The organism is Halomonas sp. BMC6 (assembly GCF_964204995.1).
In the GTDB taxonomy this organism is placed as follows: domain Bacteria; phylum Pseudomonadota; class Gammaproteobacteria; order Pseudomonadales; family Halomonadaceae; genus Vreelandella.
Genome location: NZ_CAXNSH010000001.1, coordinates 588,625 through 600,683, shown reverse-complemented (window position 1 = coordinate 600,683; position 12,059 = coordinate 588,625). Strand labels below are relative to the sequence as shown.

Here is a 12,059-nt window from a genome sequence, read left to right as displayed (position 1 = left end):
CTGTCGCTAGCCCTTATTAAGTTCCTTGATCGACATCGGCACCCTATGGGTTGCAGGACCGATCCAACGCGGCCACCAGCGCAGCCGGCGTTGCTCCCGACGCCACCTTGAGGTCACAAAAACCCAGTTTACCGGCCAGTGTAGCTAAACGGTGACTGGAAACGATTAGCGGTTGGTTCAACGCTGCTGGACCACACCATTTTGCCAGATATTCAAGCAGTTCGCCGCTGGTGACGATCAGCGCCCGGTAGTCGCCACTGTGTAGGCGCTCGCGCAGGGCGGGGGGCGGCGGCTGATACGTTCGCCGGTAGACCGCCAAACGAGTCACCTGGGCGCCGCGTGCCGCCAGGGTGTCGGCGATTAGCGTGCGGCCCCCTTCGCCTGCCACCAGTAGTACGCGCTGGTGCGTCAACTGGCGAAGCGATGCCAGCGAGAGCAGCGCTTCACTGGTGTCCTCCCCCTGTTGGGGCGGAGGAATACGCACCCGCACCCCAAGCTGATCGGACAGTATGCTGGCAGTGCCCCGTCCAACGCTATAGTAATCAATCCCGACGGGGAGCTGGGGCCAGTAGCGATCCAGCGCCTCGCTCAAACAGTGCGCAGCGAAGGGGCTGACCACCACTATCTTATGGTACTGATCAATATCCAACCAGACTTGGCGCTGGGCGGCCTCTTCAGGCAGCGCCTCCAGGCGCATCACGTCAAGCGGCTCCACCCAGCCATGGCGTTCGCGTAAGGCATCCGCCAGGGCTTGCCCCCGCTCTCCGGGGCGGCAAATCAGTACCGGTTGGTTCATACGTGGCGGCCGTACACCTCGGCCAGGATATCGCCAGCGCCTTGATCCAGCAGCTCTTCGGCAATCCGAATGCCGAGCGCTTCCGGCTCGTGGATAGAGCCACGGCCTTCGGCGCGCAGCACTTCCGTGCCTTCGGGGTTACCGACAAGCCCGCGTAGCCACAGGGTGTCGTTGGCTTTATCCAGAATGGCATGCCCGGCAATGGGCACTTGGCAGCCGCCTTCCAGGCGGGTATTCATGGCGCGCTCGGCGCGCACGCGGGTGGCGGTGTCCTGGTCGTCCAAGGGGGCCAGCAGCGCAATCAGCTCGGGGTCGTGCAGGCGGCACTCGATGCCCAGCGCGCCTTGGCCACAGGCAGGCAGGCAGATTTCGGGAGGCAGCGCTTGCGCGATCCGTGCGTCGAGACCCAAACGCTGCAGGCCGGAGGTCGCCAGGATAATGGCATCGAATTCGCCGTCGTCGAGCTTGCCAAGACGGGTTTGTACGTTACCGCGTAGGTTGAGAATCTGGAGATCCGGGCGTGCTTCGCGCATTTGCAGGCCACGGCGCAGGCTGGCGGTGCCGATACGTGCACCTTCGGGCAGCTCGTCGATACTGTTATAGTGATTGGACACAAACGCATCGGTGGGATCTGCCCCTTCCAAAATCACCGAGAGCCCCAAGCCTTCTGGAAAGTGCATCGGCACGTCTTTCATCGAATGCACGGCAATGTCGGCGCGCCCATCCAGCATGGCGTCTTCGAGCTCCTTGACGAATAGCCCTTTCCCGCCAATTTTGGAGAGAGGCGTATCGAGAATTTTGTCACCTTTGGTGGAGAGGGGGACAAGCTCAACTTCCAGACCGCTATGTGCCGCCATCAAGCGGTCGCGGACGTACTCGGCCTGCCACATGGCCAACTGACTTTTACGCGTGGCGATGCGCAATTTAGTGATGGATGACACCTGATTCTCCCTTTGCCGCTGACACGGCGCGTCGAACTGTGATAATTCTCATCATAAAGCACCCAGCCACACAGTAAAAATAACCGGCCATATTTAAGGCCAGCACTGAATGCGTTGAACGCCTATTTAGGAAACGCCATGCCCCTCGCTGAACCGCAAGGCAAGCTCGACCAGTTCTTCCTGCTCTCGCAGGATTTGTTCTGTTGCATTGACTTTGCGGGTACGCTGCTCAGCGTCAACCCCACCTTCGAGACGCTGCTCGGCTACTCAGCGGACGCCCTCCTGGGAAAGCCGTGCGGTGTCGTGATCGAGACGCGTGATCATCCCGTGATCGAAGCGGCGCTGGCAAGCTTGTGCCGCGGGGAGAAGGTCAGTGCTTTTGACGTGTGCGCGCTGACGTTAGACGGTAAGCGGGTTTGGTTGGAAGTGTCGGCCTCCGCCGGTGATCGGGTGATCTACGTCATCGCGCGGGACATTACCCGGCGCAAAGCGGTGGAGAAGCAGCTTAGGCGCAACCAGCGCCTGTTTCGCATTGCCGGTGAAACGGCGCATATCGGCGGTTGGTATTTGGACATGGCGGTGGGGCTGCCCATCTGGTCCGAGGAGGTGTGCCGTCTGCACGATATGCCGGTGGGGCATCAGCCTACTTTGGAAGAAGCCATTGGGTTTTACACTCCCAGCGCGCGGCCGCGTCTGCAAGCCGTCTTCTCCGCCTGCTGCGAGCAGGGGGTAAGCTTCGATGAAGAGTTCGAAATCATTACCCAGCGAGGACGGCGGCGCTGGGTGCGGGTGATTGGCCGTGCCGTGCGCGATGAGCTGGGGCAGATCATTCAGGTGCAGGGGTCGACCCAGGACATCACCGAACGCAAAGACACCGAGCGGCAGCTGACGCTGTTGGAGCGCAGCGTGGAGTCCAGCACCAACGGGGTGGTGATCGTGGATGCCCAGCGCCCCGATTTGCCCATGGTCTATGTCAATGCCGCGTTCGAGCGCATTACCGGCTACTCCCGCGAGGATGCTCTGGGTCGCAACTGCCGCTTTTTACAGGGCACCGATACCGACCCCGCTACCCTGGCGCAGCTGCGTGAGGGCATCAAAGCGCAGCGCGATGTCCACGTGGTGATTCGTAACTATCGCCGCAGCGGCGCTCCTTTCTGGAATGACCTCTATATTTCACCAGTGCGCGATGAGGGGGGCGTCGTGACGCACTTCATCGGCGCGCAAAACGACATTACCGCCCAGCGAGAGTACCAGGCTCAGCTGAGTCATAACGCCAACCACGACGCGCTGACCGGGCTGCCCAACCGGCTCATGCTCGACCAGCGTCTCGATCAAGGCTGCTTGCTGGCCCGGCGCTATCACCGGTACTTGGCCGTACTGTTCATCGATCTGGATGACTTCAAACCGATCAACGACACCCTGGGCCATGAAGTGGGCGACTATATCCTGCGCGACGTCGCCAAGCGCCTGGAGGAAGAGCTGCGCCCTTGGGATACCGTAGCGCGCTTTGGAGGCGACGAATTCATCGTGCTGCTGCCGGACTTGGCCCACGAAGATGACGTGCTGCAGGTGGTCGAGCGGCTGCTGGCGAGAGTGTCGGCACCCTATTGGTATCGTGGTAGCGAGCTACGCATTACCGCCAGTATCGGCATCGCCACCGACGATGGGACGATTCAAGCGCCCCGCCAACTGATTCAACAAGCCGATCTTGCCATGTATAAAGCCAAGCGGCGGGGGCGTAACACCTTCCAGTGGTACACCGACGAGCTTAACCGCAAGGTCACCGAGCGGGTGAACCTGCGCCACGCGCTGCAGCAGGCCATCGAACAGCAGCAGTTCGAGCTTCATTACCAGCCGCAGATACATCACAGCGGTCGCGTCGCCGGGGTCGAAGCGCTCATTCGGTGGCACCACCCCGAGCGTGGCAACATTCCGCCGGGTCAGTTCATTGCTCTGGCCGAGGATACCGGTCAAATCATCCCGATCAGTGAGTGGGTGCTGGAAACGGCCTGTCGTGACGCGGTCGCGCTCAATGCACAAAGCGCGGCACCCATGACCATGGCGATCAACGTGTCGCCCATGCAGTTTCAGCGTCCGGGCTTTTTGGATTCTGTACAGCAGGTGCTGGCGCACAGCGGTTTACCACCGGCCTTGTTGGAGTTGGAGCTGACCGAAGGCGTGTTGATGGATAGTGCCGAGCACACCATTCAAGCCCTGCAAGCGCTGCGCCAGTTGGGCGTTCACATCGCGCTCGACGACTTCGGCACCGGCTTCTCCAGCCTGAGTTATCTAAAACGACTGCCGATCAACAAGCTGAAAGTCGACCGCTCGTTCGTGCGCGACGTGGCCACGGACTCCCGCGACGCGGCCATTGTCGAGGGCGTGGTCACCATGGCCGACAAGCTGGGGCTGGAGGTGCTCGTCGAAGGCATCGAAACCGCCGAACAGTTTCATCACCTGCGCACTCTGCAGTGTGACCACTTCCAGGGCTACTACTTCGCCCGCCCGATGTCGCTGAGCGCGCTTCGGCACTTTTTGGAGTCGCCGGTGGACACCACCAGCCCCGCCGCCCCGACCTCGTAAGGGGCGCGATCGCAAATGGCATGCCGCTCCACGCAGTGACTCTGGTACACTTTCTCTTAACGACTCCATTAGATTTGTCAGCAGGATATCTCACCGATGAGCCAAGCTACGAACCAGTCTTGGGGCGGTCGCTTCAGCGAGCCCACCGATGCCTTTGTTGCGCGCTTTACCGCGTCTGTGACCTTCGACCAGCGCCTGGCGCGCCAGGATATTCAGGGCTCGATCGCCCACGCCACCATGCTGGCGCGAGTGGGCGTGCTGACCGACGACGAGCGTGATGCCATCATCAACGGCTTGACCGAGATCCAGGGCGAAATCGAGCGGGGCGAGTTCAACTGGTCGGTGCCGCTGGAAGACGTGCACATGAACATCGAAGCCCGCCTGACCGACAAAATCGGCATTACTGGCAAGAAGCTGCACACCGGCCGCTCGCGCAACGACCAGGTCGCGACCGACATTCGCCTGTTCATGCGCGATGAGATCGACGTGATCGAAGCGGAGCTGACACGCCTGCGCGACGGCATGATCGAACTTGCCGAGCGCGAAGCCGACACCATCATGCCGGGCTTCACCCATCTGCAAACCGCCCAGCCGGTCACTTTTGGCCATCATCTGCTGGCGTGGCAAGAGATGCTGGCCCGTGACCACGAGCGCCTGCTGGATTGCCGCAAGCGTGTGAACGTGATGCCGCTGGGTGCCGCCGCCCTGGCGGGCACGACGTACCCCATCGACCGCCACGTAACCGCCGAGTTGCTCGGCTTCGACCGCCCGGCGGAAAACTCGCTGGATGCGGTGTCGGATCGCGACTTCGCCATCGAATTCACCAGCTTTGCCAGCATTCTGCTCATGCACCTGTCGCGCATGAGCGAAGAGCTGGTGCTGTGGACCAGCGCCCAGTTCGACTTCATCGACCTGCCCGACCGCTTCTGCACCGGCTCCTCCATCATGCCGCAGAAGAAGAACCCCGACGTGCCCGAGTTGGTGCGTGGTAAAACCGGCCGCGTGTATGGCCATCTGATGGCGCTGCTGACGCTGATGAAGTCGCAGCCGCTGGCCTACAACAAGGACAACCAGGAAGACAAAGAGCCGCTGTTCGACGCCGTCGACACCGTGCGCGACTGTCTGAAAGCCTTTGCGGACATGGTGCCTGCCATCGAGCCGAAGAAAGAGAGCATGTACGAAGCGGCGCGTCGCGGCTTCTCCACCGCGACCGATCTGGCGGACTACCTGGTGCGTAAAGGCGTGGCCTTCCGCGATGCCCATGAAATCGTTGGTTTGTCAGTCGCCTACGGCCTGAAAACCAAGAAGGACCTCTCTGAAATGACGCTGGAAGAGCTTCAGCAGTTCTCCGATATCATCGCGCAGGACGTCTTTGACGTACTGACCCTGGAGGGCTCGGTGGCCGCCCGTAACCATATTGGCGGCACCGCGCCTGACCAAGTGCGCGCGGCGGCCAGCCGTGCCCGTGAAGCGCTGGCGGCGCTCAAGGGTACGTCATGATGCGTCACGCGATCACACTTAGCGCGCTGCTGCTGGCCGCGCTGCTACTCGTCGGCTGTGGCCAGAAAGGGCCACTCTATTTGCCTGATGACACATCCGATTCGGCCGCCGAGCAGGAGGGGTAATGGATCACTTTAACTACCGCGACGGCGTGCTCTACGCCGAGGACGTACCGTTAACGCAGCTGGCGGATAAGCTGGGAACACCCTGCTACGTCTACTCCAAAGCGACCCTGGAGCGCCACTTTCGTGCCTACACCGAAGCGCTTGGCGGTCACCCGCACCTGATTTGCTACGCGGTGAAGGCCAACTCGAACCTGGCCGTGCTGGGCCTGTTGGCGCGCCTAGGCGCCGGGTTCGACATCGTCTCCGTGGGCGAGCTGGAGCGAGTGCTCAAAGCCGGTGGTGACCCCGCCAAAGTGGTGTTTTCTGGCGTCGCCAAGCAGCCCCAGGAGATGGCGCGTGCGCTGGAGGTCGGCATCAAATGCTTCAACGTCGAGTCGCGCCCGGAACTCGAGCGCTTGAACGCCGTGGCGGGCGAGCTGGGGAAAGTCGCTCCGGTCTCGCTGCGCGTCAATCCCGATGTGGATGCGGGGACCCACCCGTACATTTCCACCGGTTTGAAGGACAACAAGTTCGGTATTCCGGTGGACGAGGCGCTGGAGGTGTACCAGCTGGCCGCTAGCCTGCCCAACCTGCGGGTGACCGGGCTTGACTGCCACATCGGCTCGCAGCTCACCGAAACCGCGCCGTTCCTGGATGCCCTGGAGCGCCTGCTGGTGCTGATGGAGCGCCTGCGTGAGCGCGGCATCGAGATCGACCATCTGGATTTGGGCGGCGGCTTAGGCGTCCCCTACCGGGACGAGAAGCCACCCCAGCCCTTCGATTACGCCAGCCAACTGTTGGCGCGTCTCTCCCGCTGGGAAGGCGGTGAACAGCTCACGCTGCTGTTCGAGCCGGGCCGCTCCATTGCGGCCAACGCCGGATTGATGCTCACCCGGGTAGAGTTCTTGAAACCCGGCGAGACCAAGAACTTCGCCATCGTCGATGCGGCCATGAACGACCTGATTCGTCCGGCGCTTTATCAAGCGTGGCAGGCCATCGTGCCGGTGGATACCCGCCAAGTACGGAATACCGCCACCTACGACGTGGTCGGCCCTGTGTGTGAAACCGGTGACTTCCTAGGCAAAGAGCGCGAGCTTGCTATCGCCGAAGGCGACCTGTTGGCAGTGCGCTCGGCCGGGGCGTATGGCTTCGTCATGGCCTCGAACTACAACAGCCGCCCGCGCCCGCCGGAGGTGATGGTGGATGGTGACACCTACCACGTGGTGCGCGCTCGGGAAACGCTGGAAAGCCTGTGGGCCGGCGAGGCGCTGCTGCCGGAAGGGGCACGCTGATGCTGCTGCACTTCACCAAAATGCACGGCCTGGGCAACGACTTCATGGTGGTGGACCTGGTCACCCAGCGGGCGCGCCTGCGGGACGAGCAGATCCGTCAGCTGGCGGACCGGCGCTTTGGCATTGGCTTTGACCAACTGCTGATCGTCGAGCCGCCCCGCGATCCGGACATGGACTTTCGCTACCGCATCTATAACGCCGACGGCAGCGAAGTAGAAAACTGCGGTAACGGCGCGCGCTGCTTTGCCCGCTTCGTGCGTGACCAGCGCCTGACCCACAAGCATGAAATCCATGTGGAAACCGCCGGTGGCCCGTTAGTGCTCAACGTGCAGCACGACGGCATGGTGCGGGTGGACATGGGCAGGCCGCGCTTCAACCCGGCAACGCTGCCTTTCGACGCGTCGGGGGACCAGCCGCTGCACGAGGTAGAGGTCGAAGGCGACACGCTACAGCTTGGCGTGGTCTCCATGGGCAATCCGCATGCTGTTCTCCAGGTCGAAAGCGTGGAGCGCGCGCCGGTGGAACGCTTGGGGCCGCTGTTGGAGTCGCATCCTCGGTTTCCCAAGCGGGTCAACGTCGGCTTCATGCAGGTGGTCTCGCCCAGCGAGATTCGTCTGCGGGTGTTCGAGCGTGGCAGCGGTGAAACTCTGGCCTGTGGCACGGGCGCCTGTGCGGCGGTGGCCAGCGGTATTCGCCAAGGGCTGTTAAAAAGTCCGGTGAAAGTCCATTTGCCCGGCGGCGAGTTAAGCATCGAGTGGCCGGATCCCGAGGCGTCGCTGGTCATGGTAGGCCCCGCGACGCGGGTATTTGACGGTCGGGTATCACTCAACTAATTCGAGGAGAACGGCGATGTCTCAAGCTCCTGAGCCGCGCAAAACGCTCGATCCGGATCAAGTGGCGTTTTGGCTGGCCCGTCACCCCGACTTTTTTATTGGCCGTGAAGGGCTGCTGCAGCAGCTCAAAGTCCCGCATCCCCATATCGATGGCGCGGTATCGCTGCTGGAGCGGCTGGTGATCGACCTGCGTCAGCGAGCCGAAACGGCAGAAGGGCGGCTTGAGCATCTGTTGGAAACCGCACGCCATAACGAAGCTCAGTACCGTCGCCTGCGGGAAACGCTGCTCAGCCTGGTCGAAGCGGAAGATCGCGATGCGCTGGCCCAGGCGCTGGCGACGCAGTTGAGCGAGCGTTTCCAAACCCCGGCAATGGCCTTATGGTGCCCCGCTGCGTTGAGCGATGCCGAGCCGACGCCGCCTCAGCCGCCGCGCCATATTCTCGATCAGCACGCCAGCGCCCGCCTAGCGGCGCTGCTGGATGGCCGTACCAGCCGCTGCGCCAAGCTGAGCGTCAGCGACTGGAAGTGCCTGCTGCCCCACACCAAGGCGCCCCGCAAGGCAGGCTCCTGTGCGATCACACGGCTCTCGGCTGGCGAGCAACTGGGCTATTTACTGCTCGCCAGCCCCGACCCCGAGTGCTATCGCGCCAGTATGGACACGCTGTTTACCGAGTACCTGGGCGATATCGTCGCCCGACTGCTGCTGCGGTTAGGGCCGCATGGTGCGGAGCACCATGGGTAGCCCAGAGACCCTGGTAGACGCCGTGGCGGGCTATTTGGCGACACTGGCCAGCCACGCGAGCCCCGCGACGGTCGCGGCCTATCGTCAGGATTTATCCGCGTTCTGTCAGTTTGCCGAACAGCGAGGTGTGACCCAGGCCAGCGCGCTGGACACGGCGCTGGCAAGGGCTTTCCTTGGTGCCGAGCGTAGCCGGGGGCTGTCGCCGCGCAGCTTGGCCCGCCGTCGCGCAGCGCTATCGCGCTTTGCCGACGCGCTGGTACGGGATCAGGTGCTGATGGATAACCCGATCCGTTTGCTGCGCACCCCCAAACAGCCCAGCCATCTGCCAAAACCACTGGATGTGGATGCGCTGGCACGCTTTCTCGATACGCCCCACGACGGCTCGCCGCTCTCGCTTCGTGACCAGGCCATGCTGGAGCTGTTCTACTCCAGCGGTCTGCGTTTGGCCGAGCTGGCGGCGTTGGACGTGAGCCAGTTAGCGGCCAACCATGTGCGGGTGATGGGGAAAGGCAGCAAACCTCGCCAGGTGCCCGTAGGGCGACGCGCCCAGCAGGCACTCACCGCGTGGCTCACCTGCCGGGCCAGTTTGGCGGCCAGCGCTGAAACGGCGCTCTTCGTCGGTCAACGGGGGCAGCGGTTGGGGCATCGAGCAATCCAGAAGCGCCTAGCGCAGCTCTCGGTGGTGCGCGGCCTACCGGAGCACCTTCATCCCCACCGCCTGCGCCACTCCTTCGCCAGCCATTTGCTGGAATCCAGTCAGGATCTGCGCGCCGTGCAGGAGCTGCTGGGCCACGCCAATTTATCCACGACCCAGGTGTACACGCGCCTGGACTGGCAGCATCTCGCCGAAAGCTACGATGCCGCCCACCCGCGCGCCAAGCGCCGCCCGAGTGAGAGCGAATCATGATCACGTTAGACGCCATCACCTTTGATCTGGACGACACCCTGTGGGACAACCAGGGGGTGATGCTGAAAACCGAAGAGGGGCACTACCGCTGGTTGCTGGACGCGCTCACGGCATGGCGGTCGGCGCGTCAGGAGGCACCGTTGCCGCTTACCTACGAGGCGGGGGTGGCGGACTACTTGCAGCGTCGCCAACAGTGGGCCAGCCAAGTACCGGAGCGGCGTGGCGACTTTACCTGGCTTCGGCTGCGGGCGCTGGAAGACCAGCTCGAAGCGAGCGGCCTGCCGCGCAGCGCCGCGCTTTTATGGGCTGCCGCCGCCATGAACGAGTTCCACCGCCTGCGCGTGCAGGTCACTCCGCACCCGGAAGCGGCCGGGCTGCTGTCGGCGCTGGCCGAGCGCTATCGGCTCGCGGCGATCACCAACGGCAACATTCATCTCAAGCGTCAGCCATTGGCGGCCCACTTTCCGGTGGCGATTGCCGCCGGAGAGCTGCTGGCTCCCAAACCTGACCCCAAGCCTTTTCTCACCGCGTTGGAGCGGCTTAAGACCGTACCGCAGCGCGCCATGCACGTGGGCGACTCCTGGGCAGAAGACGTGCTTCCCGCCCAGCAGCTCGGTATGCACGCCGCCTGGGTGGCCGAGCGCGGCGATCACGCACTGCCCGAGCGCGTTCATCGCATTGCCCACGTCAAAGAGCTACCCGAGCTGATTGCGTGGCTGGAACGGCGGGCTTAGCCCCGCTTAATCGTGGGTGTCTTCAGGGGTGTAGAGCCACTGGTCGAGCTTTTGGGAGAGAGTGTCGACGCCGTCGCGCTTGAGCGATGAGAAGAGCTGAACCGATACCAGATCTTCCCACTCCCGCAGGCGAGAGCGCACCTTCTGGAGGGCGGCGCTGGCCGGGCCGCGCTTCAGTTTGTCGGCCTTGGTCAGCAGGATATGCACCGGCATGCCGCGCTGGTCGGCATAATCGAGCATCATTTGGTCGAACTCGGTCAGTGGATGGCGCACGTCCATGAGTAGCACCAGACCCCGCAGGCTGAAACGGCCCCGCAGGTAGTCCGACAGGTGCTTTTGCCACTCGATCTTGACCGCTTCCGGCACCTTGGCGTAGCCATAGCCGGGTAGATCCACCAGGCGGCGCGACTCATCGTTCATCACGGTGAAGAAGTTGATGAGCTGGGTGCGGCCCGGCGTACGCGAGGTGCGCGCCAGGGCGTTTTGCTGGGTCAGGGCGTTGATGGCGCTGGATTTACCGGCATTGGAGCGTCCGGCAAAGGCCACTTCTGCGCCCGTATCGTCCGGACACAGGGCCAGCGTCGGCGCGCTGATCATAAAACGCGCGGTGGGGTAGTTCAGCCGAGGGACTGGGCTATCATGAGGGGTAGACATGGAGTTCATCCTGAAAAACAAACGTATAACACGGCCTGCAAGCGTCCTGTGACGTGGAAGCGTGCGGTGCCGCGACGAATTACCCCAAAAGCAGATCTGGACTTGCATTCCCGCCGCTAGGGTGATTCGTTATAATGCAAGCGTCTTATAACTGCGACCTGGGGCGCTAGTGTACCATCGCGCTCTAGCCAGCAGCGACCAACACGACACGTTGTTCGTTTTGGCGGAGCTGACCCTGGTAATGTGCTGAACCTGGGCAGCGCCCAGGGTGCGTACCAGTCAATAATCAAACGGCATAGTGGAAAAGCAATGAGAAAGTTACTGGCAAGCCTGGCAATTACCATGGGTGCCGTTGGCACCGTCCACGCCCAAGCGGACCTTCAAGCCGACGCTGACGCAGCGGCAGGTCGTGAACTCGCGCAAACTTGTGCCGCCTGTCATGGCCAGCAAGGGATCAGCGCAGTGGGCACTTTCCCTAACCTGGCAGGGCAGCAGATGTCCTACCTCGCCAAGCAGATCATGGATATCCGTGACGGCAACCGCGTCGTTGCCCAGATGGCCGGTTTGGTCGATAACTTCTCTGACCAAGACGCCTGGGACGTGGCGGCGCACTTTGCAGGCCAAGACGCGAACCTTGGCCAAACCAGCGATGAAGACGCTGAGCTGCTCGCTCGCGGTGAAGAGCTGTACCGTGCGGGTGATATGTCCAAAGGCATTCCCGCTTGTAGCGCTTGCCACTCGCCTACGGGCGTAGGCATCGGCAGCGCGGTGTATCCGGCGCTGTCGGGTCAGCATGCGGAGTACACCGTCTCTACGCTGCAAGCCTTTGCGTCCGGTGAGCGCGCCAACAGCCCGAACAACGTGATGGGCGATATCGCGTCCAAAATGAGCGACCAAGATATGGAAGCCGTCGCCAACTACGTGCTGGGCTTGAACTAATTTCCCTGCCGCAGGCCTCCCCGTTTTGTGCATT

At 62.6% G+C, this 12,059-nt stretch carries 12 protein-coding genes; 9 read left to right on the top strand and 3 right to left on the bottom strand.

Annotated elements, in window-relative coordinates:
• Positions 1-43 precede the first annotated feature (43 nt).
• Positions 44-796 carry a uroporphyrinogen-III synthase gene (locus tag AB6K10_RS02765; RefSeq protein WP_339117952.1) on the bottom strand — a complete coding sequence of 251 codons (753 nt, stop codon included), beginning with the start codon at positions 794-796 and terminating at the stop codon, positions 44-46.
• Positions 793-1,737 carry a hydroxymethylbilane synthase gene (gene hemC / locus AB6K10_RS02760; RefSeq protein WP_253018649.1) on the bottom strand — a complete coding sequence of 315 codons (945 nt, stop codon included), beginning with the start codon at positions 1,735-1,737 and terminating at the stop codon, positions 793-795. The genes AB6K10_RS02765 and hemC overlap by 4 nt, the downstream gene beginning before the upstream one ends.
• A 138-nt stretch (positions 1,738-1,875) precedes the next feature.
• Between hemC and AB6K10_RS02755 the strand changes: the two genes are divergently transcribed.
• The 8 genes from AB6K10_RS02755 to AB6K10_RS02720 all read left to right on the top strand — a co-directional run bounded on the left by AB6K10_RS02755 (position 1,876) and on the right by AB6K10_RS02720 (position 10,432).
• Positions 1,876-4,320 (top strand): EAL domain-containing protein, encoded by a 2,445-nt coding sequence (locus AB6K10_RS02755; RefSeq protein WP_339117951.1) that lies wholly within the window; start codon positions 1,876-1,878, stop codon positions 4,318-4,320.
• A 96-nt stretch (positions 4,321-4,416) separates the two neighbouring features.
• Positions 4,417-5,820: an argininosuccinate lyase gene (gene argH / locus AB6K10_RS02750; RefSeq protein WP_159343549.1), complete on the top strand. Its 1,404-nt coding sequence runs from the start codon at positions 4,417-4,419 to the stop codon at positions 5,818-5,820.
• Entirely contained in the window at positions 5,820-5,945 is a 126-nt protein-coding gene (locus AB6K10_RS02745; protein WP_217353013.1) for a lipoprotein, read from the top strand. Before argH ends, AB6K10_RS02745 begins: the two co-directional genes overlap by 1 nt.
• Positions 5,945-7,216 carry a diaminopimelate decarboxylase gene (gene lysA / locus AB6K10_RS02740; protein WP_253018643.1) on the top strand — a complete coding sequence of 424 codons (1,272 nt, stop codon included), beginning with the start codon at positions 5,945-5,947 and terminating at the stop codon, positions 7,214-7,216. Before AB6K10_RS02745 ends, lysA begins: the two co-directional genes overlap by 1 nt.
• Entirely contained in the window at positions 7,216-8,049 is an 834-nt protein-coding gene (dapF, locus tag AB6K10_RS02735; RefSeq protein WP_253018641.1) for a diaminopimelate epimerase, read from the top strand. Before lysA ends, dapF begins: the two co-directional genes overlap by 1 nt.
• 16 nt (positions 8,050-8,065) lie before the next feature.
• Positions 8,066-8,791 (top strand): DUF484 family protein, encoded by a 726-nt coding sequence (locus AB6K10_RS02730; RefSeq protein WP_159343545.1) that lies wholly within the window; start codon positions 8,066-8,068, stop codon positions 8,789-8,791.
• Positions 8,784-9,698 (top strand): tyrosine recombinase XerC, encoded by a 915-nt coding sequence (locus tag AB6K10_RS02725; protein ID WP_339117950.1) that lies wholly within the window; start codon positions 8,784-8,786, stop codon positions 9,696-9,698. Before AB6K10_RS02730 ends, AB6K10_RS02725 begins: the two co-directional genes overlap by 8 nt.
• Complete coding sequence (locus AB6K10_RS02720) at positions 9,695-10,432, top strand: HAD family hydrolase (protein WP_159343543.1); 738 nt, start codon at positions 9,695-9,697, stop codon at positions 10,430-10,432. Before AB6K10_RS02725 ends, AB6K10_RS02720 begins: the two co-directional genes overlap by 4 nt.
• A 6-nt stretch (positions 10,433-10,438) precedes the next feature.
• Here AB6K10_RS02720 and yihA read toward each other — a convergent pair whose 3' ends face one another.
• Complete coding sequence (yihA, locus tag AB6K10_RS02715) at positions 10,439-11,086, bottom strand: ribosome biogenesis GTP-binding protein YihA/YsxC (RefSeq protein WP_159343542.1); 648 nt, start codon at positions 11,084-11,086, stop codon at positions 10,439-10,441.
• 309 nt (positions 11,087-11,395) lie between these two features.
• On the opposite strand from yihA, the gene AB6K10_RS02710 reads away from it, so the two are divergent.
• Positions 11,396-12,025, top strand: a complete 630-nt coding sequence (locus AB6K10_RS02710; protein ID WP_159343541.1) for a c-type cytochrome — start codon at positions 11,396-11,398, stop codon at positions 12,023-12,025.
• The last annotated feature ends 34 nt before the right edge of the window (positions 12,026-12,059 follow it).